The organism is Sporosarcina sp. GTC18466 (genome assembly GCF_055389225.1).
In genome coordinates this window covers 1282007-1305750 of sequence record NZ_AP044037.1, presented here as the reverse complement: position 1 = coordinate 1305750, position 23744 = coordinate 1282007, and the positions used below count along the sequence as shown (strand labels likewise).

Genomic DNA, 23744 nt, shown 5'->3' with positions numbered 1-23744 from the left:
GGGGTATATTAAGCTTGGAGTGATGAAGATGGCAGAAGCGGCGAAAAAGACAGTCCAACCGAATAAGCAGCAGTTGCTGAACCGCCTGAAGAGGATTGAAGGGCAAGTGAGGGGCGTTCATCAGATGATCGAGAACGACCGTTATTGTGTCGATATCCTGCATCAGATCAGCGCAATCCAATCAGCCATCAACAAAGTCTCCCTCGCGCTGCTCGAAGATCATACGCATCATTGCGTCGTGAATGCCGTGAAAGGGCAGGACGGCGAAGCGGCGATCGAAGAGCTGATGAGCGTCGTAAAGACATTGATGAAATAGAAAATTAAATTTGTATACCTGCTATGGGTATGTTACTATCAAAATAAAAGGAGGATGAACAGCATGAAAGAAGTATTGAAAGTGGAAGGCATGTCTTGCAACCATTGCGTCAATGCAGTCGAATCAAGCGTAGGGGAACTTGAAGGAGTCTCTTCTGTCAAGGTGGACCTTGCGAGCAAAGAAGTGACTGTTGAATACAATAATGAAGTGACACTTGAACTGATCAAAGAAACGATCGAGGATCAAGGATACGATGTTGTTGCATAATATGAGGACCGGGAAGTGATTGTACGTGCGCCGTACGATCCTTCTTTTTTGGAAACTACATACCCCCTATAGGTATAGGAGTGATACAGATGGCATCAGCGGAGAAGACGCTGAAAATAAACGGCATGACATGCGCGGCGTGCGCGGCGCGGATTGAAAAAGGCCTGTCGAGGATGGAAGGTGTCGAGAAGGCGAATGTCAATTTCGCGCTGGAGAGTTCGACGATCACCTATGACCCCGAAAAGGCGGGCGTCGATGATTTTAAGGCGCGGATAGAAAAGCTCGGCTACAGCGTCAGCCAGGAGAAGGTGGAGTTCGACGTCACCGGCATGACATGTGCGGCTTGCGCGGCGCGGATTGAAAAGCGGGTGAACAAGATGGATGGCGTGTACGAAGCCAATGTCAATTTTGCGCTGGAAACACTGACCGTCACCTATGACAGCGGCGCGACCGGCCCAGCTGAGATGAAAGCCGTCGTCAAGAAGATGGGGTATGAATTGATCCCGAAATCGGATGGCGGAGAAACGCTCAGCCATAAGGAGCAGGAGATCAAGAACCAGACACGGAAATTCATCTTTTCGGCTGTCCTGACGCTGCCGCTGTTATGGACGATGGTTGCACATTTTGAATTCCTGTCCTTCTTATACTTGCCGGCATTTCTCATGAATCCGTGGGTGCAGCTGATTCTGGCGACGCCCGTCCAGTTCATCGCAGGAGCGCAGTTTTACAAAGGCGCCTATTCGGCGCTGCGGAATAAGAGCGCGAATATGGATGTGCTCGTCGCCCTCGGCACAAGCGCCGCATACTTCTACAGTATCTTTTTGACATATGAATGGGTGAAGGCGGGAAGCACCGGCCATCCCGAACTGTATTTTGAAGCGTCCGCCGTCATCCTGACCCTCGTCCTTCTCGGGAAGCTGTTTGAAGTGCGTGCGAAAGGAAAGACGAGCGCGGCGATCCAGAAACTGATGGACCTGCAGGCGAAAACGGCGCGGGTCATCCGCAGCGGTTTCGAAATTGAAGTGCCGATCGAGGAAGTCATCGCAGGGGATCTGATCTTGGTGAAGCCAGGAGAGAAAATTCCGGTGGACGGCGAAATCGTCTCGGGTCAGTCAGCGATCGATGAGTCGATGATTACCGGTGAAAGCATTCCAGTGGACAAAGAAGCAGGCGATCCTGTCACCGGCGCGACGATCAATAAAAATGGCTCCCTGCAGATCAAAGCGACGAAAGTAGGAAAGGACAGCGCCTTGGCGCAAATCGTTAAGGTGGTCGAGGAAGCGCAAGGATCGAAAGCGGAAATCCAGCGCCTCGCGGATCGCATTTCAGGTATTTTCGTCCCGATTGTCGTTGCGATTGCGGTCCTTGCGTTCCTGGACTGGTATTTCCTCGTGACGCCCGGCGATTTCCGGGCTGCGCTCATCCCGACGATTTCCATCCTCGTCATCGCATGTCCGTGCGCCCTTGGTCTTGCGACACCGACTTCCATTATGGCAGGCTCCGGCCGTGCGGCAGAATTCGGCGTCCTGTTCAAAGGCGGGGAGCATCTGGAAAACACGGGAAGTATAGATACGATTGTCCTCGACAAGACAGGAACAGTCACGAAAGGCGAACCTGCATTGACGGACGCAATCATTACGAAGCGGTATGCGGAAAGCGACGTCCTGCGCTGGGTCGCCTCCGCAGAAAACGGGTCCGAACATCCGCTGGCGCGCGCCATTGTAGACGGTGTAAAGGAGAAAGGCATTTCATTGGCAGAGCCCCAGTCCTTCTCGGCCCTGCCCGGCTACGGAATCGAAGCGGTAGTCGAAGGGAAACGGATTCTCGCGGGCACCCGTAAATTACTGCGAAGCCGCGATGTGGACCTGCTGGATATCGAAGGCCGGATGGAAGCACTCGAAGCAGAAGGGAAGACCGCGATGCTGATCGCTGTCAATGAACAGCTGGCGGGCATCGTGGCGGTCGCGGATACGGTGAAGGATACGTCCGCGGAAGCGGTTGCCCGGATGAAGGCGCTCGGTCTCGACGTCATCATGCTGACAGGCGACAACCGCCTGGCGGCAGAAGCAATCGGCCGGCAAGTCGGCATAGATCATGTCATTGCCGAAGTGCTGCCCGAGCAGAAAAGTGAACAGATCCGCTCTCTCCAGCAGCAGGGCAAAAAGGTCGCGATGGTCGGCGACGGCATCAATGACGCCCCGGCGCTCGCTTTAGCGGACATCGGCATGGCGATCGGAACGGGAACCGACATCGCAATCGAAGCCGCGGACATCACGCTCATGAGGGGCGACTTGAACAGTGCGGCAGACGCCATCCTCATGAGCAAAAAAACGATGCGCAACATCAAGCAGAACCTGTTTTTCGCTTTCTTCTACAACACGATCGGCATCCCGGTCGCAGCGCTCGGCCTCCTCGCTCCGTGGGTCGCAGGAGCCGCCATGGCGTTCAGCTCGGTATCGGTCGTGCTGAATGCGCTCAGGCTGCAGCGGGTGCAATTAAAATGAATGAAAGAGCCTCTGCCGGATCTGGCGGAGGCTCTTTCTTATCGTATAAAGTAGGACACAGCTCAGTCATCCTCTTTCTTGGGCACCAGGTCAAAAATTGCATGATTTTCGAATGAATCCACAAGCCGGTCCAGCCACTCGTAGTAATCACGCATATACTCAAGTTTTGCCATGTCCTGATTGATGATGTCCTTCAATCCATCGTCTGTATCCGGGTGACCCAGAATGCTTTCCAATTCGGACATGGATTTTCTGATAGCGGACGCATGAAGAGAAATCGCCCTCCTCCACTTAATGGAAAACAAGTCAATGAAACTTTGATACCAGTCATCCTTCACTTGGTAGAGATCTTTGCGGACGCCCCGTTTCCACGCGCGCTCGACTAACTTCAAGTCGGATAAGGCACGAACCGACGTGCTCATGCTCGTCTTGCTCATGCCGAGTTCCTCTGTCATCTCATCGAGCGTCATTGGCTCATCATGAAAGAACATCGTCCCGAATTGTCTGCCGGCTGACGAGGTCAAACCGTATAAATGTATATTTTGCGCTATGGTTTCGATGATCCGCTCGCGTGCTTTTTCGAGTGCCTCGTTGCCTGCCATTTTTTCCTTCCCTCCACATGAAACGCCTCTGCTGTAGCATGATGATTGTTAATCATTATGAACAATACCTATCGCAAAGACTATCTATAAGCTAGCCAAATAAGCAAATGTATACTCATTTCAACAAGCGTATTATAACAAAACAAGAAAAGCAATTGAATGCATTTTTTATGTACGGTTTAAACTGTACGTAAAATTAATTTCGTAAAAACGGTTGTAATCGTTTTATGTTATGCATATACTTATAGACATTGAGTTTTGTAAGGAGTGTACGCATGGAATTCATGGAAGAAAGAAGAAAAATAGAAGTGCAGAATATCTCTAAGATTTTCGGCAGAAACAGCAAACGTGCCGCTCAGCTTCTAGAAGAGGGAAAGTCGAAAGCTGACATACTGAAGATAACAGGTACGACCGTAGGCGTGAAACGGGCGTCTTTTGAGGTTCTGGATGGGGAGATATTCGTCATCATGGGCCTTTCAGGAAGTGGAAAATCCACGCTCCTTCGCATGTTCAATCGGCTGATCGAACCAACGGCAGGTTCCATCAAGATTGATGGCAACGATATTGTGCGGATGAACCGTGAACAATTGCGGGATGTCCGGCGCAAGAAGATCGGGATGGTGTTTCAGAATTTCGCCCTGTTCCCGCATAGAACCATATTGGAAAACACGGAATATGGCCTTGAAATCCAAGGAGCCGGCAAAGCAGAGAGACGGGAGAAAGCGATGGAGTCTCTGAAGCTTGTCGGCCTGGCGGGATATGAGGATCAGTATCCAAGTCAGCTAAGCGGCGGCATGCAGCAACGGGTCGGGCTAGCGAGAGCGCTTGCAAATGATCCTGATATTCTTCTAATGGATGAAGCATTCAGTGCGCTTGATCCGCTGATCCGAAAGGACATGCAGGATGAATTGCTGCAACTGCATAATGACATGGGCAAGACCATCATCTTTATCACCCATGATCTGGATGAAGCACTTCGGATCGGCGACCGCATCGCTCTGATGAAAGATGGGGAAATTGTTCAAATCGGGACGCCGGAAGAGATTTTGATGAGTCCGTCGAATGAATACGTGGAACGGTTTGTAGAAGATGTCGATCTGGCAAAAGTGCTGACAGCAGGACACGTATTGAAAAAGGCGGATTCCGTACAAATCGATCGTGGGCCGCGCGTAGCATTGCGGCTGATGCGAAAACTCGGGATTTCCTCTATCTATGTTGTCGACAAAGGGAACAGGCTTCTGGGCGCTGTTACTGCGCAGGACATGGTAGCGGCAACTGAATCGGGCGCACCAATCGAAAGTGTCCTGATTACAGATGTACCGACGACCACTGCGGATACCGTCTTGTCGGGTCTGCTGGAAACCGTATCGACGGCAACCATTCCGGTTGCGGTCGTGAGCGGCAAAGGCCACCTCGAAGGTATGATTATCCGGGGCGCCTTGATCGGTGCGCTTGCTGGAGATGGCCAGTTCATTAACAATGGCGCTGAGCCTGAAGCATCGAAGCCGGTATTGGAGGAGGTGGCGAGCCATGAATGATCTATTGCCCCGCCTGCCATTCGCTGAATGGATCGATACCGGCATCGACTGGCTGGTCGTCCATTTTGGCACGCTGTTCGAAGGAATTTCCGGCATCTTGAAAGCGATTGTGGAAGGAGCCGTCGATGTGATGGATTGGGTGCCGTCCATTGTGCTCGCCGTTCTTTTCGCATTGCTTGCGTGGCTGCTGTCAACTCGGCGCATTGCAATCTTCACCTTAGTCGGATTGCTCTTCATCGACTATCTCGGCTATTGGTATCCGATGCTTCAGATGCTATCGCTCGTGATCACGTCGGTTGTCATCTCATTATTGATCGGCATCCCGCTCGGCATTCTTGGGTCACAGCAGCCTGCTGTCAAAAAAGTAATCAGTCCGATATTGGATCTGATGCAGACCATGCCAGCGTTCGTCTATCTATTGCCGGCGATTTTCTTCTTCAATATCGGCGTCGTGCCGGGTGTTGTCGCATCCGTCATCTTCTCCATGCCGCCGACGATCCGGCTCACGATGCTCGGCATTGAGCAAGTGCCGAAAGATCTGATCGAGGCGACCGAAGCATTCGGGTCAACGACAGGACAACGGCTGATGAAAGTCCAAATGCCTCTCGCAAAGCCGACAATCATGGCGGGGGTCAATCAGAGCATCATGCTTTCGCTGTCCATGGTCGTGATCGCTTCCATGGTAGGCGCGCCGGGTCTCGGGGAGAAAGTCTATCGGGCGGTGACACAATTGAAGACGGGGGTAGGCGTTGAGACCGGCCTGTCGATCGTCATCGTCGCAATCATCCTGGACCGGATCACACAACATGCAGGAAAGAAAAAACAAGGGGGAACTTCATTATGAATATGACAAAAAAATTTCTTGGACTTGGTGCAGCAGCACTTTTAGCAATGGGACTTGCGGCTTGCGGAAATGATGATGCAAGCAAAACGGATAACAGCAACTCTTCTTCTGATAAAGGGAGCAAATCCGTAGGGGAGTCGGTCGACTACAAAATCACGGGCATCGATCCGGGTGCCGGCATCATGGAGGCGACTGACAAAGCGATCGAGGAATATGGCCTTGATAAATGGACGGTGACGACCGGTTCTGGTGCAGCGATGACGGCAGCTTTGAAAAAAGCGTATGACAAAGAGGAGCCGATCATTATCACAGGCTGGACGCCGCACTGGAAGTTCGCCAAGTTCGACCTGAAATATTTGGACGATCCGAAAGGCGTATATGGCGGTGAAGAGCAGATCCATACGATTGCGCGCACAGGGCTTGAAGCCGACCTGCCGGAAGCGTATGAGATCCTTTCGAACTTCAACTGGTCTGAAGAGGACATGGGTGAGGTAATGGTTGCCATCCAGGACGGCGACGATGAAGAAACAGCAGCGCAAAACTGGATTGATGCAAATGCGGATAAAGTTTCCGAATGGACGGATGGTGTCGATCAAGTCGACGGTGACGAGATCAACTTGGCATATGTCGCGTGGGATAGCGAAATCGCAAGCCACAATGTCGTGAAATTGGTGCTGGAAGACATGGGGTATGATGTGACGTTGACACAAGTCGAAGCCGGCCCGCTCTGGACCGCAATTGCGGATGGCAGCGCTGACGCATCACTCGCTGCTTGGCTGCCAGTGACACACGCTACGTATGCGGAGAAGTTTGATGGGAAATTCGATGATCTCGGCATCAGCATGGAAGGCGTCAAAATCGGCCTTGTCGTACCATCTTACATGGATATTGATTCGATCGAGGACTTGAAAGAATGAATGAAAAAATGAAAGCCGGCTGGTTCCTCTATAACGGAGGGCCAGCCGGCTTTGTTTTAGTGGCAAGCAGTCAAAATGATCGTTTACCGGAAAGTGATGCCCCCGGCCAATCAGCTGCATGATAAAGATCAGGTGTAAACTCTTTCTGTTATCGTAATTCATCCGGGATGAACCAATAGTCGTCTTGGTTATGCTCTTTCAAATAGGCTTTGAATGCATCCGATTGGTAAGCGGCCACAATATCCTTAGCCCATTGTGCATCTTTATTTGGCGCATCGACGATCACAACAAGCTCAAGTTCTTTCAGCACATCCTCGGACACTAATTTAGTCGCTGGATCCAGCTTAGAAGAATAGACGATGCTTCCAGGGATGACGCCGTAATCGATGTCTTGCAAGGAACGGGGGATCTGGGCGGAATCCATCTCACGGATATCGAGATCGTACCGATTCTCCACAATATCGGCCGCTGTCGCCTTTACCAGTTCAACACCTTCTTTCAATTTGATCAAACCGGCCTTTTGCAGCAATGAATAGGCCCGCGCCGCATTCGATGGGTCCTTCGGTATTCCGATAATATCCCCGTTCGCGACAGCGTCAAGCGATGCTTTGCGCCCAGGGAAAATGCCTGCGGGTACAGTCGGGATCGGTGTGATCGGCGTCAACTGGGCATCCCGTTCCTTGTTGAAATTATTAGCATAGGCTGTGTGTTGATCCACATTGAAATCAATGGATCCTTCGGTAAGCGCAACATCAGCGGACAAGAGATCGGAAAATACGGTCGTTTTGATGGTATACCCCTGTTCCTCCAGAATCGGTTTGATCCCATCCAGGAATAATTCGCTATAAGGTCCCGGCGAAGTCCCGATGGTCAATGTCTTCTTATCCGGATCCTGCCCGGCTGTATTTCCCTTGCCGCACGCCGCCATCATTAGCAGCACCATTACGCTGATGGCCATTAAAAAGAATCGCTTTTTCACTGTTCTCATCTCTCCCATACTTATATTCTTCTGACTTTTCGTTCCAATAAATTGCCAAGTCCCTGGATCGCTTGCACAAAGATCACTAGGATAATGACCGTGATCACGATAGTCACCGTGCTGAAGCGCTGGTAGCCATAGGTGATCGCAACATCGCCGAGACCGCCTCCGCCAACCGTCCCCGCCATAGCAGTCGCGCCAATCAGGCCGATGGTCGCTGTCGTCACGCTGAGGATCAAAGAGGGCAGCGCTTCAGGAATCAAAAACCGGTGGATGATTTGAAATGGCGTTGCACCCATCGCTTTGGCCGCTTCGATAATCCCCGCATCCACATCCAGCAGTGAGTTTTCGACGAGCCTCGAGAAATACGGCCCGATATGCAGGACAAGCGGCACAATCGCGGCAGTCGTTCCGATTGACGTGCCGACCAGCAGCCGGGTAAACGGGATGACCGCGACGAGTAAAATGATGAAAGGGATGGACCGAAAAATATTGACAATCGGATTTACCACAGAGAAGATCAACCGATTTTCCAGTATATGTCCCTTCCTTGTCACAACAAGGAGCACGCCGAGCAGGATTCCTAATAAGCCGCCAAAAAATAGAGCGACACTAACCATGTAAAGCGTATCGCGTATCGCGGTCAGCATGATCTCCGCTGTCATATCCACTGCCTGTCACCTCCTTAATATCAACCTGTTCGCCCTGCAGGAAACGGAACGCCTGTTCCAAGCCGGCATCATCCCCTTTGAGTTCGAAAATGAGGTTGCCGAACGGAATCCCCTGCAATTCGGTGATGGAACCGAAAAGAATTGAAACATCTATCTCAAATCGCCTTGCGATGGTTGACAGGCAGTGCTGCTTCGACTGATCGCCCGCCACTTGCATCTTGAAGATCCGGCTTGTTGTGCGGGGGTGAGACAATTTACGGTACACACTTTGCGGGATTTCGACGTCAATTGCTGATTTGATGAAGTTCCGTGTCGTCTCTGTCTTCGGATGGGTGAATACAGAAAAGAGATCGCCCGCTTCGATCACCTTGCCATCTTCCATGACCGCCACTTTATCGCAGATTTCCTTGATGACCTCCATCTGGTGGGTGATCATGAGAATCGTGATCCGGTATTCCTCATTGACGCGCTTCAACAGTTTCAGTATCGATTTCGTTGTTTCCGGATCCAGAGCTGATGTCGCTTCGTCGCAAAGCAAGATGGATGGATTTGTCGCCAGTGAACGGGCGATGCCGACCCTTTGCTTCTGGCCCCCTGACAATTCATCCGGGTACTGGCCGGCTTTCTCTTCCAGCCCGACGAACCGGAGGATCTCCATGACCCTCGTATTTATAAACGCCTTCTCATGCTTACTGAGCCGGAGGGGCATCGCGACATTGTCAAACACGGTTTTGGAATTGAGCAAATTGAAGTGCTGGAAGATCATGCCGATTTTCTTTCTCGCCTCGCGCACTTCCTGGGGAGACAATTTAGAAAGGTTCTGTCCATCCACGAGCACTTCTCCGCCAGTCGGGCACTCCAGCAGATTGACAGTCCGGATCAATGTGCTTTTTCCGGCCCCGCTATATCCGATCACGCCATAAATATCTCCCTTGCCGATGGTCAGATTTATATTCGTCAGGGCATGGATTTGTTGGTCGCCGCTGTCATACACCTTTGAAACATTTTTAAATTCAATCAAGTCACCCCGCCCCTTTCAAAATATGTATCCTTATTCTATGTCTATAATTCATATTAGTCAACTAGGTTTTATAGGTTTATGATAACGAGAGAATTTAAAGAACCGGAAGCGATTCACCCAGACATGTCCGAATCGTTTTCATATGGTAAAGTAAGCCCTCTTGCAGAGAGGGTCTTTCAGAATAGAGCGCAGCGGGCATACACGGGATTGGCCTTCAGCGAACAGCTGGGACAAGCGGCCAGCACGGAAAGCGCGCCATAGAAAATGCGGTCATTGCCGCTTCACCTCCTTCCTTCATTGGCAATGGACCGCGAACTTGTGGAACCCGGCAAAATTACCGGGTTTTTTCTCTCTTTTTAAATAACAGGATTGGCGAGTACATAAGATGACTTTTTTCGGGAATATATGATATAGTTCCGTACACACTTACGAAAAGGAGAGATGTAAAGTGGGTAGAGTGGAAGGTAAAGTTGCGCTCGTCACCGGAGGCGCATCAGGAATCGGTTTGTCAGCAGCTGAGTTATTGGCGAAAGAAGGAGCGAAAGTAGTCATCGGCGATTTTAATATCGATGGTGCGAAAGAAGCGGCGGAACGGATCAAGTCCGCAGGCGGTGAAGCATCCGCGATTTTCCTCGATGCTTCGCAGGAAGAATCGATAAAGGAAGCTGTCCAGTTTACGGTCGACACATACGGAACAATCACTGTCCTTTATAATAACGTCGGCTTGACGAATCTCCATAAGGACCTTGATGTCGTCAATATGGATCTCGATGAATGGGACCGGCTCATGAACGTCAATCTGAAGAGCGTCTTGCTTGGAAGCCGTTTCGCCATCCCGCATATGCAGAAGGCAGGCGGAGGTTCCATTATCAACACTGCATCCATGGCAGGTTTTGCGGGCGATTCGATCCGCTCCGCATACGGCGCTTCGAAAGCGGGCGTCGTCAATTTGACCCGCTACATCGCGACGCAGTACGGCAAAGACAAGATCCGCTGCAACGCGGTCGCTCCGGGAATGATCATGACACCGGCTGTCGAGAAAAACTTGCCGCCCGCTGTCCAGGACATCTTCTTGAAATACAATGCAGTCAAATACCACGGCCAGCCGGAGGACATCGGCTATACTGTCGTATTCCTCGCATCTGACGAGTCCAAATTCATCACAGGTCAGACGATCCAGGTGGATGGAGGCCATTACATGACAAATCCGAGCATCTCGGACTTTGAAGCACTCAGCAAGCAGCAATAATGAAAAAGCTCTGTACCGATTCCGATCGGACAGAGCTTTTTTAGTGTGTCGCTTTCGTTTTATCCGTCCGGAAATATTCCGCAACTTGCGTCACCCGCACATTCCGCGTATCGAGCTCATGGTAGATGCCCCGGCTGTCTGTAAAGGAGATGTACTGCTCCCGTTCGCTCTGGACGAGGGCAACCGCACTCTCCACCGAATCGGTATGGATGAAACGACGGATATAATGCTCCTCATCAAAAAAATAGGTGATTTTAAATTCTTTCATTTCCACAATCAACCCCTTTTGTCCCTTGTGCCATGAATTATATTCCCCCTTCTGAAGCACTTCATGCCCGTTTTACAGAACGAGGATTTTTCTATAACCCTATGATAGAATACATGTATATGAAGAGGTGAATTGTTATGGAAATTACAAAGCGGAATCACGTGACGGTCCACGGCCGAGGCGATAGGACAATCGTCTTTGCGCATGGGTTCGGATGTGATCAAAGTGTCTGGGAGAAGGTGGCGCCCGCTTTTGAGGAAGACTACAGAGTGGTGCTGTTCGATTATACAGGTTCTGGCCAGAGCGACAAATCGGCGTATTCGCAGAAGCGGTACGGTTCATTGTCAGGCTACGCGGAAGACATCCTCGACATTTGCGAGGAGCTTGGACTTGAGCATATCTATTTTGTCGGACATTCGGTCAGCAGCATGATCGGCGCTCTTGCTTCTATTAATAGGCCGGATCTGATGGATAAGCTCGTCATGATCGGACCATCCGCCCATTATATGAATGATGGGGATTATCGCGGGGGATTCGACCGGGAAGATATTAAGGAACTGCTCGATATGATGGAAATGAATTACAAGGAGTGGGCAAAATACTTGGCTCCGGTCGTCATGAAAAATGAAGAACGCCCTGAACTCACGGAAAACTTCGAGTACAGGCTGATCAATAACAACCCGGCCATTTTGCGCCAGTTTGCTGAGGTGACATTCATGTCGGATGAAAGAGAGGAACTGGACAAAGTCACGACGCCGACTTTGATCTTACAGACGAAGGAAGACGCCATCGCGCCTGTTGAAGCCGGCGAATACATTCATAATCATATAAAAGGGAGCAAGCTCGTCTTCATGGAAGCGAAAGGGCATAACCCGCATATAAGCGACCCTGCAGAAACGATTGAATGCATCCGTGCGTTCCTTGAGGAAGGAACAAAAGCGAATGGATAAGCAGCTGGATTTTGCACCATGCGGCTATGTTGTCATGGACAAGGAGCTTACGATCATTGAGATGAATGCGACGATGAAGGGGAGGCTCGGCGACCGAGTCGGTGCGAACCAGTTTCCGGACTTGCTGACGGTCGCCTCTCGGATTTATTTCCAGACGTATTTCATCCCCGCCATCCATATACACGGCAAGGTGACGGAGATGTATTTGACGCTGAAAGGGCAGGACGGACAAGTGCCAGTCCTTGTCAGTGCGAAAGAGCAGGATGGGCACTATGAATGTGTCCTGATGGAAATGAGCATTCGCGATGAGTACGAGAACGAACTGCTTGTTGCAAAGCGGAACGCGGAGCAGATCCAGAAGGAAACGGAGAAGGCGTATGCGACACTCATGGGCCTGATGGATGAAGTGGAACAGAAACAGGCCGAATTGGTCGAACTGAATAGCCGCCTTCTTACACTTGCGACGACGGATCCGCTGACGGGACTGCATAATCGGCGCAAATTCCAGGAGAAGCTGGCCGAGTCCATTGCAGGTGAGCCGATTCACCACACGGGTTTCGGATTGATCATGCTGGATATCGACCATTTCAAGATGGTGAACGATACATTCGGCCACCAGGTCGGCGATGACGTCCTGAAAGAGCTGGCGGAGAAGCTCCGGACAGCTCTTCCGGCAGATGCGGTCATCTCCCGGATCGGCGGGGAGGAATTCAGCATCCTGTTGACGGAGAAAGACATGTATTCCGCCTCTGAACAGATCCGGCACTATATCGAGACGTCCGATTGGAGCAGCAGACCGGTGACGATCAGCGTCGGAGCAACCCTTTATAAGGAAGGGGATACGCCTGACGACATGTATAACCGCGCGGACAGTGCCTTGTACGCTTCTAAGCGGGGCGGCCGGAACCGGGTGACGGTGAAATGAAAGGCGGCCGCTATAAAGTGGAGGATATCCCGCAATTTGCAAAAACGCCTCACCTGTATGCGGGTGAGGCGTTTCGCTTAGAAGTATTTTTTGGCAAGCAGCTCTGCTGTCCTAGTCGCTAAAGCCTGTGTCGTCAGCGTGGGGTTGGGTCCGCCGAGACTGTTGTAATCCGCACTGTTGTCTGCAACATACAGCCGGTCGACTTGATAGGCTTCACAAGAGGTGTCGACGACGAAGCCCATGCGCATCGTGCTTTGCAGATGGATGAAAAGATTAGGCGGGAGGTCAGCGCGATGAACTTTTTCAGCACCGGCTTTCCGCAGCATTTCTGTCGCAATCAGCACCAGTTGCTCTCTTCTCTGTTTCGACTTTTCGCTCGGTGTGTAGTGGACAAGCGGAACCGGTCCGTGTTCGTCCTTGATCACCGGGTCCAGTTCGACTCGGTTATGAAATTGCACCTCATCATCAGTGACGATTAACAGTGTCAGCGTCCTTTTATAGTCCTTCATCGCTTGCTCCAGCTCTTCGCCGGTCAGTCTGCCGCGCTGGTCCCATAATGGCGAGTCGGATGGTTGTAGTTCATGGAATCCGGATTGGCTGAACCCGAAGAGGAGCTGAGATGTCAAACCTGGGCTTTCCCCCATATTCTCAATCATTCCGAGGCCCGGATAATCAAGCCTCGCTCCTGAAGTATGTCCGACGAATGGGTTCACGGAAGGGCTTCCTAAAATATCCATCAACGTTTGTTCATCGAATGTACCGGTCACCGCATCCATATAATGATTCGTCAATCCACGGCCAACCCACGGATTGTGGGGCAATCCAGAATTCAGCCAGAGCCGCGGTGTCTCGACGCAGCCACCTGCCATGACGACAACTTTTGCGTAGAGTTCCTCCAGTTCCCCTGTCCATGTATCTCGGATTTTCACTCCTACCGCAAACTCCTTGCCATCCGCTCCGCGCTCAGTCAGGACTTTCGTGACGAACGTATTGGGCCGAAATGATACATTTCCTGTCTTCATTGCGAGCGGGACATAGCTGACACAAGTCGTGCGTTTTGCCATCTTATCTAGCGACGGTCCATACGGGCAGCCCTGACCGCAGAAACCGCTTAACGTACATCCTTCCATATGGCTTAATTCTTCCAAGGAATATTCCGGATCCATCAAGTGCGGATTCGGCGGCAAAATCGCATTTGGTTGCGGGCGATATCCGCTAGTTGTCACATCTAATGTCTGATTAAGGCTAAAGCCGGCCTGCTGCGCCCCGAAATAAAAAAGGGCTTCTTTCGATGTCGTTGGCGCGAATTCAACCGGCAATGTCGCCTCCACCTTTTCATAATAGGGGATCAGCTCTTCATAACTGATCGGCCATTCTTCAATGGCGTGCGGGAAAGCGCGCGGACAGTTGGCGTAATAATGAAGTGTGGATCCTCCGATTCCGGCGGTTTGCCATAGCAAGGCGGGATCCGGAACGTTTCTGTACCAAGGCGTTCGCCTGCGGTCAGCAGATCCCCAGCGGAACTTTCCGGTCACCGGATCATTCATGTCCTCTTCGAGTCTCGTCAGCTGCTGGCGGTACAGCGCACCATCCAAGTCTTCGGGGCTGGAGCTTTCTTTTGCCCGCCCGCGGTTTTCATTCGGATTGGGCCATTTCTTATTGCCATACCAAGGACCCGCTTCCAGCACGAGGACACGGATTCCCATTTCACCGAGCTCTTTCGCGATTACCGGCCCGCCTCCGCCTGCCCCAATCACAATTACATCAGGATTCATCGTCATAATTCCCCTCATTTCGATTCATGCGCAATAGAAATCCACGAAACTCCCGATATCCAAAGGACACGCCCGGGTAACCGATCTGCCGCCAGTTCAAAGGGAAGAACTCGAGTCGCCGCTTGGTCGGCGGCAGCAGACGCGTTGTGCCGTAAGCCGGCCACTCTGAGTAGAATCCGAGATTGGAAAAACGGTTCAATGCATCTGCCACGTTCTTGACTAAGCCAGCGTTGTTTTGAAAAGGGGCTGGCAGGACGTTCAGATCGATCTCCAGATTCAAAAGTGCAGACAATGTCCGGATCCGGTCTCTCCGTGAGATACTGGAAAACACTCCGGGCCCTGAGAATTGCGGATAAGTGGAACTACGGTTCACGAGCTGTGCCGCTGCAATATCTAACATCTTGGCTGTAGGATAGGCAAGGGGGATGACAGGATGATTGAATGGTTGCTGGATGGAAATGGAATGATCCAGCTGGTAAATAATATAATCATGGACAGCCATATTCGGAAGATAGGCGGCGGACTGTGATGTGGATGGCAACAGCGCATCGGTAAGCGCCCGAAAACTAGCTTGCGTATACAGGTGAGGTTGTGCATAAACGTTCATACAATCACCTCTCTCTTTGAACATACAACATAATGTATTGTGTCTTTTGGTGTTTTATGAGAGACCCGGTGAAATGTTTGCGATAATGGTCTTGCAAAAAAACAGAAAGCACAAACACGCAGTCCATGTAATCTGCGCGTTTGTGCCTTTTCTTCTAATAAGCTCTTTGGATAGTGGCGATTGAATTTCTGCTTGACCCTGTATCATGCGGTGGACGGCTGCTTACTTTTTGGGCCCTGAATTCGTATCTGGATCATGCGGAATGTTCCGCAAGTCGATGACAATGGGTTCTTCCGGAGTGGAAGGTTCAAGAGGGATGGTTCCGGGCGGTCCGGATTCTTTCGCAACAGCGTCTTGCCTGTCCGTTTGGCTCTCTTGGAATACACCGGGCCATATTTTATCCGTATTCAAATCAGGATGACGGGTTTGGAATCGTTTTTCGTAATACTCCTCAATATGCATTCTCTCACGGTCACTCTTTGGATATCCCCGTGTCCGCAGATTCCTTCCGTCGTCTCCTTCATACGAGGTGGTATCAAATAGGGCTTCACCTCCGACTCGGCTGGCAGGCCTGAAAGAAGGTGCTTCCGTTCCATCCCCCTCCGCTCTTTCCTTCCGCTCTGCATTCACTTCGTAAACAGTCTTCGGTACAGTACCGTCCACATATAGCAGCAGTTGCCCGTTGTCGATGGCGTCTCTGTACTCCTGTTCCCTATGCCTCGGAACTCCCGCATCGACAAGCATGCTGCCAGCGGTATCTTCATCGGACAGGAAGCCGATGAAGCGGTCCACCCAGGAGGAAGGGGATGACTGGATTTCGTCCGATGTCCTTCTGCGTATAAGATCCACCGTACTTTCTTCGTCAGTCACGATATACATGTCGTGGTAATCAATGCCTTTATCGGTCAGTCCTTTAATTTCTTCAATCAACCTATCAGCGGTCTGGAACAACCCGACGATCGTCTTGTCTTGCAATGCAAGCACCTCCTCCATTCGTTACCAATTAAATACCCAGTTTGCACGGATGAAAACGGATTATGGACATCGGCAAAGCGGCTTGGCGTTCGCCGGACAGGCCGCTTCCGAGTGGTTTTCAACTTTTCGACATATGACCTACCTCTATAAATGCAAGGCCTTTTTGGTGTATGATAGAACGTATGACTTCATTTTAAAAGAGAGGGGGATGCGCTAGGATGGATCAGATGAAAGCGATCTGCCGCCTCGAGCTGACCCAGCGGGCGAAGAAGGAAATCGGACGCTGGGCGCTTGATGAGCGGGAGTTTTTCGCAATTCAGGACTACTACGACATCTATATCGAAAAATTGCCCGTAAAGCAGGAGCAGAGCGCATTCTCCCTTTACTTTGACAATGAAACGAACGGACCGCTGTCGAAACTGTTGAACGAGCGGGTCGGCGTGCTCGAATGCATTTATAAAAACGAAGGGTTCCTCGCCATCTCGTTCCGAGTGAAAGGACGGAAGGAACCTGTCAAGACGAACCGGCGCCTTCCTGTCCGGATGAAGTTCCAGATTGGAGCAGCGGGCAGGCCGATTCCGCTTGAGCTATATACGAAAATGCGAGAGCTGCCAGTTGCGGAAGAACGCTCTGCCTATGTGGAGAAACGGATCAAAAGCTGGGAAGGATACCTCAGGATTGAGGAGAAGAACGCGGATATCGAGGACATCACGGCCCGCTTTTCGAATATGACGGTCAGCGACGACTTCTCCCGCGCGACGTTCACCTGCGGGGGGCTGGAGGCGAAGGACTGGAATGTGCTCACGGGTTTCAGCGTAAAACTGAAAGGGAGCCAGGAGGATCTCGGTCAAGTTGCCGATGTGAAGCGGTCCCAGCGCAAAGTTGTCGTCGAACTCAGCCGCCGTCAGCAGGCGAATGCGCGCAAGGGAGCATTGCTGCAGAAGAAAGCGGACGAACTCGTCTTCAGCAATTTCGCGGCGCTCAGCCAGGTGCGGAGGCTTCGGAAAGGGTTCAAGGACCTGCAGGACGGCTATGCGGCGAATCCGAATCTCGAAAAGGTTTTATTCGAGGAACGGCCTGTCGTGCAGATCAAAAACAAGAAGATCGATCTTGATTTCCACCATCCGCTCAATGAATTCCAGCAGGAGGCCGTGACGGGCGCCATGTCGGCGAGCGATCTGTACGTCATCCAAGGGCCGCCCGGAACCGGGAAGACGACGGTCATCTCGGAGCTCTGCCACCAGCTCGCGCACGCGGGGATGCGGACCCTTGTCGCGTCGCAATCGAACCTTGCCGTCGACAATGCGCTCAGCCGGCTGCTGGCCGATCCTGGCATCCGGATCCTGCGCTACGGCCGGACGGAAAGCATCGAGGAGGAAGGGAAGCGGTTCATCGAAGAAAATGTCGCGGGGTACTGGCGCGACGAGACGCTTACCGCGGTGAATGAAGAGCTGGCGGCAAAGGAAGCGGCAGGCGAGGCATTGCTGCACGAGCTGGAAGCGCTGGAAAAGCGGAAAACCGACATACAGGCAGGCCTCCCGCTGCTTGAGGAAAAAATCGAACGCAAAAAAGCGGCGCGGGGTGAAAGGAAAGTCGTTTCTGAAGAGCTGTCCAGCGTACAGCGGCAGCTCAAGGAACTCACTGAACGCATGAAAGGGCTCGAGGCGGAGCAGGCGGATTTACATGCTGCAGCCAGGCGGCACCTAGGATCAGCGGAACAGCTTGAAGCGGATATCTCGGCAAGTACGCTGTCCGCAGCTGAACACGCGGAGAAGGAAGAGGCGGAGCGCAAACTTGCAGAGCTCCAAAATAGTATCGCCTTCTTTCAAGTGACCGAAGCGATCCAGGCAGGGCAAGCGATCAAAGGGAAGCTGGAGCGGGAACTAGCGGACGTGGCGGCTGCCAAGCGATTCTTTCCGTCGCTGCTCGAAAAAATCGGCCTTGCCGATCATCTGCGCGCGCTTCTGGACGTGCTGGCGGCCCATTCGTACGAACTGCCGCTGGACCTGAAACTCGACTGCAATGATCTGCACAAGATGACAACGGCAATCCGGTCGGAATCGTATTCCTATGAGTTTCAGGAATGGAAAAGCATCCATGAGCGGCTCGGAACGGCGATCGGGTACTTGCGGAAACTGCTCGAAGAACATAACGTACCAGCTGACGGCATTACGCCGAAAGAGAGCGATGCCTATAAGACACCTGACGAAATGCATGATATGGTCGATCAAATCGCGAAGTTCATCAAACTGAAGGCGAAGTCGATCAAAATCGCGCAGAGTGCCGAACGTGAGCGTCTGCTGGCGAGGATTGCCGACAATATCGCATACCTGCTCGGAAAAGTGGAGGAAGTGAAGCGGGCGGCTTCGCGCATCAAAGGGGAAGCGGCGCGCTCGGCGGAAATGAAATTCCATAGCGTAAAGAAGGACATCACGCGCGACGTGAACGCCGCTTTCCGGAAACTTGCAGACCGTGAGCAGGAGCTTGAAGCGGAGCTCGCGAGCCATCAGCAGCAGCTGCGGAAGATGGAAGAAGAACGTGATCAGCTGGCAGGTTTGATTGACCCAGAGCTCGAGGAAGGTGATGCAGTGCGGGAAGCGGAAGTGCAGGAACAGGCGATAGCGGCTTTCCGGGAGCGTGAAGTCCGCGCAGCGAAAGCCGCTGAGGATCTGGCAACTACGACGCGTCTAGCGGCTGAAGCGGAAGACCGGCTCAAGGAGTTGGACGCCCAGCTTGCTGAGTGCCGGGAATCGCATGACAGTTATGCAGGCCGGGCAGCGAAGCAGGAGGAGCAGCTGCGCGAGCTGGACATGATCATTAGCGAGAACCCGGAGCAGCTTCTAGCAGAAGCCAGGCAGGAATTATCCGGCATGGCGGCGCGGAAGCAGGAAATCGAAGGCAGGCAGATTCGCCATCAGCTGGAAAAGGAACTGCAGACAGAGTGGAGCGGCTTGCTTGAAGGGGCAGGTGAACATGACCTCGACGAAATCCGCAAAATGTATGTACGTCATGCGAACGTCATCGGCACGACCTGCGTTGCATCCGCCCGGAAAGAGTTCATGGAAGACTACCCCCAGTTCGATGTCGTCATTATCGACGAAGTGTCGAAGGCGACGCCGCCTGAACTGCTGCTCCCCATGCTGAAAGGGAAGAAGATCATCCTCGTCGGGGACCATCATCAGCTGCCGCCGCTCGTCGGACGGGAGACGATGGAGGAGTTCATCGAGGAGATCAAAGACGCGGGCGAGAAGGAAGAGCTGCGGTCCATGCTGAAAGAGTCGCTGTTTGAACGGCTTTTCCGGACGCTGCCGAAACAGAACAAGACGATGCTCGCCATCCAGTACCGCATGCACGAGAAGATCATGAGCACGATTGCGCCGTTCTATACGGAAGGCCAGTACCGGCTGACGTGCGGACTTTCAGATTCGGATGCAATGCGGGATCATCAGCTCGAGTCGCATTTGATCGGCCGCAGCGACCATCTCCTGTGGCTGGACTTGCCGAATTCACGCGAACATTTCGAAGCGCAAGTGAAGGGCGGCACGAGCCTGTACAACGAATCCGAACTCCGGAAGGTACGTGAACTGCTGCTCGATCTCGACAAGGCGGCAGAGGAAGCGAAGAGCGCCGGGCGTTTGCCGCATGATCAAAAGAAAAGCGTCGGCGTCATCAGCTTCTACGGGGAACAGGTGAAGCGGATTGACCGGCTGATCGAGCAGGAGATCATGCCGCAGCATCTGCATTGCCGGACAGGCTCCGTCGACAAGTTCCAAGGGATGGAGATGGATATCATCATCTTGAGTTTCGTCCGGAATCATGACCAGCCGAGCGGCACGATCGGCTTCGCGGAAGATTACCGCAGGCTGAACGTCGCCTTGTCGCGGGCAAGGGAGCTGCTCATCATCGTCGGCAGTGCGGATATGTTCACGAAGCGGCCGAAAAAGCAGGCGGTCCGTGACATGTATGCGAGGCTGGCAGATCAGGTGAAGGGACTTGGAGGATTCAAGACGCCGTTGCTTCTGAATGGCTAAGGGGTGGTGAAGATGGATTCATTAGAAAAAAAGCTGCGGGATGAACTGCTGAAGGATAGCCGCGTGAAATTGCTCGTCTCGCAGAGCTGGACGCTGCCAGTCCATGAAATCGAAATCTCCTTTGAAACGGTGAAACGCGCGAAAATGGACATCCTCATGAAAATGCTCCTCATCACCTTCCGGAAGATGCCGTTTGATTCCGCGGAAAAGGTGAGCGATCTGCTGCGGGTCGAGCCGCTGTTCGTCGAAGATATGACGGGCATCATGGAGCGCGCAGGCTTGATCGTCCGAAAAGAGGGCAGGTTCGCGCTCACAAAGGCGGGAGAGGAACAGCTGGAGAGCGGCATCTACACAGAAGCCCCTGAAAGACGGGAGCGCACGGCTCTCTACAGCGCGGTGCATGAACGATTTCTGCATGGTGAGCCGGAGGAAGCGAAAGAGGAGCCATTCAAATATGCGCCGGCCGGCTTTGATGTGGATCTGATTCCCGAATCCGCGGTCATGACCGAACTTGAATCGACAGACGCCGCCTGGGTAGACGGGAATGTGCAGCAGGAGATCCACGGGGTCCGCGGCGCCAGAGAACTCGAGATCCATCTGATCCTATGCCGCCAGTTCATCCTCCGGCACGCCGAAGACGACCGGCTCTTCGTCCGCGTCTGGAACACGATGACAGGAGAGTGGGACAGCACGCTTGAACAGCTGCTCATGGAGCGCGAACTCGCAGAGTGGCGGGAGAGGTATGCATGACGCCGCGGTTTGATGGCAATGAAGCAATATATCATGCAAAGGAAGCAATACGCCCCGAAGATTGAGCAACGTCGGCCCCGGATGAAGCAAGGACTCGGGGGAACGAAGCATGGAGCCGCTTGAACGAAGCAATGACTGCCGCGAACGAAGCAATGTGCTCTGCAAACATTCCAGGCACGGGCTGAAACATTGCAAGCGAAGCGGCGAACCGCTCAAACTTTTGATTGGCTGGCCTGCCAATCCCTTTTATTTGTCAAAGGCATACTGCGCGCCCGAGAAATCGATTTGATTGTTCGGTTTGTGTCCGCGAATATCGCGAATTCTTGAGGTACAGCTGCCTCCTCCATGCGCAATCAAAAAAGCTCTCCCAAGCCGGGAGAGCTTTTCGTCGTTTATTCACATGCGTTCCTGCCGGGCAGCCTGGATCTCATCCGGCGTGATCGGATCATAGCCGCCGTAGCGGCTGTCGTCCGTCACTCGATCCAGCAGCCGCTCCTTATCGATGGTGCCGTCAATGTACAATAACATCGCCCCGTCCTGGACAGCGTCATAGTACATTTCCGCCTCGCCGTCCGTGAAACCGGCGTCGGCAAGCATGCTTTTCACATTGTCCTCGCCCGACAGGAAATCGATGAACCGGTCGAACATCGAAGACGGCCCGCCGTGGATGTCCTGGGAAGTCCGGCTCCTGAGTTCGGCAATCGCAAGCTCATCCTTCATGACGACATACATCTCGTCATCACGGACACCTTTTTCATTGAGTTCTTTTATCTTCGAAATCAAGCGTTCCTGCGTCGGGAAACTGCCGATAAACGTCTTTTTCATTTGTAGTTGCCTCCTCACATTCTGTTGTAAAGGCAAATACCCGTTTGATCGGCAATGAAAACACGCTCACTCGACATGGAACAGATGGACGGTACCCTGTTTCATCACTTTTCCGGCAGGTGTCCGGACTTGTTCGATCGTCATCGTGTAATTGTGATGCTTGCCATAATTGCCGGCTGGCGGCAGGACGAGGAGCTTGGCAGGATCGGACGGATGCATCCGGTACGTGACTGGAATCCGATTTCCCGATTCATCCGTCATGCGGACCGTCTTTGCATTCACCGTCCCAAAGTCGACTGCCGTGTTGAATGTGACGGTCCATATTTTATCTGCCGCCGCCTTTACGCCTTGCACTGTTTTCGGAAGGGCCATGGATGATGCGCGGCCTGTTGCATGGTCGATGAAAGTCAGTGTCCGTCCCGATATCGCGAGATCAGTGGAATGGATCTTGTTCAGCTGGCTAAGACCGCTGCCATCGAGGTGCATCTTCGAAAGATAACCGCTGTTCGAATAGTTGCTGAAATAAATCCAGTCGCTGTCAATCACAAAATAAGGTGCGCGTGCAGAAGAGATGCGCTGTTTTCCTGTACCATCCTTATTGATTTTATAAAGCCGGCTGGAGTCGGAGCGGCTGCTGTAATAGTACATGCCGCCGATCTCCACAGTGCGGTCGAAATCGCGGTAAAACGCGAATTTACTGCTAGTCGCGGAAGGCCAGCCGCTTTCATTCCATGCATGATCCTTCCGAAGTTCAGCGGACGTCGTCAGGAAATACTGATACCGCACATAGCCTTTTCGGTCAGGGATCGGGTCATCCCATGTGATATCCATGAAATACGGCTGCCCGCCGATTTTCACAAGGTTCCAGGAGTGCGGCTGTCCGCCCGCCGTACCGGACACGTACTCGTTTTCGATGCCGAGCCGGTCGAGGAGGAGCTGGGCCGCTTTCGTATAGCCGTCGCACACCGCGATGCCGGTCACCAGTGCGCCGTGCGCCGAATAGGATTCTGCCGGTAACGTTTTATTTTCGAAATTGACCGTGTCATATTCCGTATGCAGCGCCAGGTAATCATGGATCGCCTTCACCTTTTCAAGCTCTGTTTGGCCAGGTTTGATAATGGAAGCGAGCACCTGATCCGCCTTCTTCTGAAGGGCCGCCTGGTTCGCTTTCACTTGGTCCGTTGGGATCGAATAGCGGAAGTGGATGGCGCCATTCGAACTGATCGTGCCGCCATCATAATACTGGATCGCCGGAGTTTGGTTGGCGATCCGCTGCACAAGGGCGCCGACTTCCGTGTAAGAAATCTCAGCCGGATCGAACCGCCCGTTTTCATTCCCTTCGAGCAGAGCCGCTTTGATCATTTCTGTCGAACGGGGAGCTGCCAGGCCCGCAGCGTCCGCCTTAATTGCTGTACATGTAGAAATGGTGAAAATGAACAATAGTGTTATCACGTATGCTGTTATCCGTCTCATCAAGTTCGCCTCCATACATATTATCGGAACCTGGCATGGCGGGCTGAAGAGGCGGAAAAAAATGTTTTTTTTCATAGGCCTGGATGACGAAGTGTTTGTGAAAAGTGCGTGACAGGTGGATCTGCAGGATTCAGATGAATAACTGGAATGAAGCAATCGAAGATAAAAACGGAGCAATCACAGCTGTAAATGAAGCAACACGGGCCGTTAGAAAGCAATGATGGCTGCAGTAGAAGCAATCATGGCCCGGAACAAAG

At 52.4% G+C, this 23744-nt stretch carries 22 protein-coding genes; 12 read left to right on the top strand and 10 right to left on the bottom strand.

Annotated elements, in window-relative coordinates:
* Window positions 1-28: 28 nt before the first annotated feature.
* From ACZ5FK_RS06370 to ACZ5FK_RS06360, 3 genes are all read left to right on the top strand, one after another.
* Window positions 29-316, top strand: coding sequence for a metal-sensitive transcriptional regulator (locus ACZ5FK_RS06370; RefSeq protein WP_464807382.1), 288 nt, complete (start codon window positions 29-31; stop codon window positions 314-316).
* Window positions 317-379: 63 nt separating this feature from the next.
* Window positions 380-583, top strand: a complete 204-nt coding sequence (copZ, locus tag ACZ5FK_RS06365) for a copper chaperone CopZ (RefSeq protein WP_464807064.1) — start codon at window positions 380-382, stop codon at window positions 581-583.
* Between the two features lie 89 nt (window positions 584-672).
* Window positions 673-3087 (top strand): heavy metal translocating P-type ATPase, encoded by a 2415-nt coding sequence (locus ACZ5FK_RS06360; RefSeq protein WP_464807063.1) that lies wholly within the window; start codon window positions 673-675, stop codon window positions 3085-3087.
* A 62-nt stretch (window positions 3088-3149) separates the two neighbouring features.
* Here the strand turns inward: ACZ5FK_RS06360 and ACZ5FK_RS06355 are convergent, their stop codons facing one another.
* Complete coding sequence (locus tag ACZ5FK_RS06355) at window positions 3150-3689, bottom strand: GbsR/MarR family transcriptional regulator (protein ID WP_464807062.1); 540 nt, start codon at window positions 3687-3689, stop codon at window positions 3150-3152.
* 275 nt (window positions 3690-3964) lie between these two features.
* Here ACZ5FK_RS06355 and ACZ5FK_RS06350 point away from each other — a divergent pair, with 275 nt between their 5' ends.
* The 4 genes from ACZ5FK_RS06350 to ACZ5FK_RS06335 are packed head-to-tail and all read left to right on the top strand — an operon-like array spanning window position 3965 to window position 7110.
* Window positions 3965-5227: a quaternary amine ABC transporter ATP-binding protein gene (locus ACZ5FK_RS06350; protein WP_464807061.1), complete on the top strand. Its 1263-nt coding sequence runs from the start codon at window positions 3965-3967 to the stop codon at window positions 5225-5227.
* Window positions 5220-6071, top strand: coding sequence for an ABC transporter permease (locus ACZ5FK_RS06345; RefSeq protein ID WP_464807060.1), 852 nt, complete (start codon window positions 5220-5222; stop codon window positions 6069-6071). Before ACZ5FK_RS06350 ends, ACZ5FK_RS06345 begins: the two co-directional genes overlap by 8 nt.
* A 2-nt stretch (window positions 6072-6073) precedes the next feature.
* Entirely contained in the window at window positions 6074-6988 is a 915-nt protein-coding gene (locus ACZ5FK_RS06340; RefSeq protein WP_464807381.1) for a glycine betaine ABC transporter substrate-binding protein, read from the top strand.
* Window positions 6985-7110, top strand: coding sequence for a hypothetical protein (locus ACZ5FK_RS06335; protein ID WP_464807059.1), 126 nt, complete (start codon window positions 6985-6987; stop codon window positions 7108-7110). Before ACZ5FK_RS06340 ends, ACZ5FK_RS06335 begins: the two co-directional genes overlap by 4 nt.
* Before the next feature lie 26 nt (window positions 7111-7136).
* On the opposite strand, the gene ACZ5FK_RS06330 is transcribed toward ACZ5FK_RS06335, so the two are convergent.
* Genes ACZ5FK_RS06330 through ACZ5FK_RS06320 form a run of 3 tightly spaced genes read right to left on the bottom strand, consistent with a single transcriptional unit; the run spans window position 7137 to window position 9659 of the window.
* Entirely contained in the window at window positions 7137-7985 is an 849-nt protein-coding gene (locus ACZ5FK_RS06330; protein WP_464807058.1) for a MetQ/NlpA family ABC transporter substrate-binding protein, read from the bottom strand.
* A gap of 2 nt (window positions 7986-7987) precedes the next feature.
* Window positions 7988-8632 (bottom strand): methionine ABC transporter permease, encoded by a 645-nt coding sequence (locus tag ACZ5FK_RS06325; RefSeq protein ID WP_464807380.1) that lies wholly within the window; start codon window positions 8630-8632, stop codon window positions 7988-7990.
* Window positions 8580-9659: a methionine ABC transporter ATP-binding protein gene (locus tag ACZ5FK_RS06320; RefSeq protein ID WP_464807057.1), complete on the bottom strand. Its 1080-nt coding sequence runs from the start codon at window positions 9657-9659 to the stop codon at window positions 8580-8582. Before ACZ5FK_RS06320 ends, ACZ5FK_RS06325 begins: the two co-directional genes overlap by 53 nt.
* Window positions 9660-10107: 448 nt before the next feature.
* On the opposite strand from ACZ5FK_RS06320, the gene ACZ5FK_RS06315 reads away from it, so the two are divergent.
* Window positions 10108-10908 carry an SDR family NAD(P)-dependent oxidoreductase gene (locus ACZ5FK_RS06315; protein WP_464807056.1) on the top strand — a complete coding sequence of 267 codons (801 nt, stop codon included), beginning with the start codon at window positions 10108-10110 and terminating at the stop codon, window positions 10906-10908.
* A gap of 40 nt (window positions 10909-10948) precedes the next feature.
* Here ACZ5FK_RS06315 and ACZ5FK_RS06310 read toward each other — a convergent pair whose 3' ends face one another.
* On the bottom strand, window positions 10949-11176 hold the full coding sequence (locus ACZ5FK_RS06310; RefSeq protein WP_464807055.1) for a hypothetical protein: 228 nt from the start codon (window positions 11174-11176) through the stop codon (window positions 10949-10951).
* 137 nt (window positions 11177-11313) lie between these two features.
* Between ACZ5FK_RS06310 and ACZ5FK_RS06305 the strand changes: the two genes are divergently transcribed.
* Together ACZ5FK_RS06305 and ACZ5FK_RS06300 are read left to right on the top strand one after the other, a co-directional pair.
* On the top strand, window positions 11314-12126 hold the full coding sequence (locus tag ACZ5FK_RS06305; RefSeq protein WP_464807054.1) for an alpha/beta fold hydrolase: 813 nt from the start codon (window positions 11314-11316) through the stop codon (window positions 12124-12126).
* The gene (locus ACZ5FK_RS06300) at window positions 12119-13051 is read left to right on the top strand and encodes a GGDEF domain-containing protein (RefSeq protein ID WP_464807053.1); all 933 of its coding nucleotides are present in this window, start codon (window positions 12119-12121) and stop codon (window positions 13049-13051) included. Before ACZ5FK_RS06305 ends, ACZ5FK_RS06300 begins: the two co-directional genes overlap by 8 nt.
* Before the next feature lie 77 nt (window positions 13052-13128).
* Here the strand turns inward: ACZ5FK_RS06300 and ACZ5FK_RS06295 are convergent, their stop codons facing one another.
* The 3 genes from ACZ5FK_RS06295 to ACZ5FK_RS06285 form a co-directional block, all read right to left on the bottom strand.
* Complete coding sequence (locus ACZ5FK_RS06295) at window positions 13129-14832, bottom strand: GMC family oxidoreductase N-terminal domain-containing protein (RefSeq protein WP_464807052.1); 1704 nt, start codon at window positions 14830-14832, stop codon at window positions 13129-13131.
* Window positions 14816-15433, bottom strand: a complete 618-nt coding sequence (locus ACZ5FK_RS06290) for a hypothetical protein (protein WP_464807051.1) — start codon at window positions 15431-15433, stop codon at window positions 14816-14818. Before ACZ5FK_RS06290 ends, ACZ5FK_RS06295 begins: the two co-directional genes overlap by 17 nt.
* A gap of 222 nt (window positions 15434-15655) precedes the next feature.
* Window positions 15656-16408 carry a general stress protein gene (locus ACZ5FK_RS06285; RefSeq protein ID WP_464807050.1) on the bottom strand — a complete coding sequence of 251 codons (753 nt, stop codon included), beginning with the start codon at window positions 16406-16408 and terminating at the stop codon, window positions 15656-15658.
* A gap of 218 nt (window positions 16409-16626) precedes the next feature.
* On the opposite strand from ACZ5FK_RS06285, the gene ACZ5FK_RS06280 reads away from it, so the two are divergent.
* Both ACZ5FK_RS06280 and ACZ5FK_RS06275 read left to right on the top strand, forming a co-directional pair.
* The gene (locus tag ACZ5FK_RS06280) at window positions 16627-20439 is read left to right on the top strand and encodes a DEAD/DEAH box helicase (RefSeq protein WP_464807049.1); all 3813 of its coding nucleotides are present in this window, start codon (window positions 16627-16629) and stop codon (window positions 20437-20439) included.
* 12 nt (window positions 20440-20451) lie between these two features.
* Window positions 20452-21189, top strand: a complete 738-nt coding sequence (locus ACZ5FK_RS06275; RefSeq protein WP_464807048.1) for a hypothetical protein — start codon at window positions 20452-20454, stop codon at window positions 21187-21189.
* Window positions 21190-21585: 396 nt separating this feature from the next.
* Here the strand turns inward: ACZ5FK_RS06275 and ACZ5FK_RS06270 are convergent, their stop codons facing one another.
* Window positions 21586-22014 carry a YflT domain-containing protein gene (locus tag ACZ5FK_RS06270; RefSeq protein ID WP_464807047.1) on the bottom strand — a complete coding sequence of 143 codons (429 nt, stop codon included), beginning with the start codon at window positions 22012-22014 and terminating at the stop codon, window positions 21586-21588.
* 66 nt (window positions 22015-22080) lie between these two features.
* The gene (locus ACZ5FK_RS06265) at window positions 22081-23487 is read right to left on the bottom strand and encodes a transglutaminase domain-containing protein (protein WP_464807046.1); all 1407 of its coding nucleotides are present in this window, start codon (window positions 23485-23487) and stop codon (window positions 22081-22083) included.
* Window positions 23488-23744 lie beyond the last annotated feature (257 nt).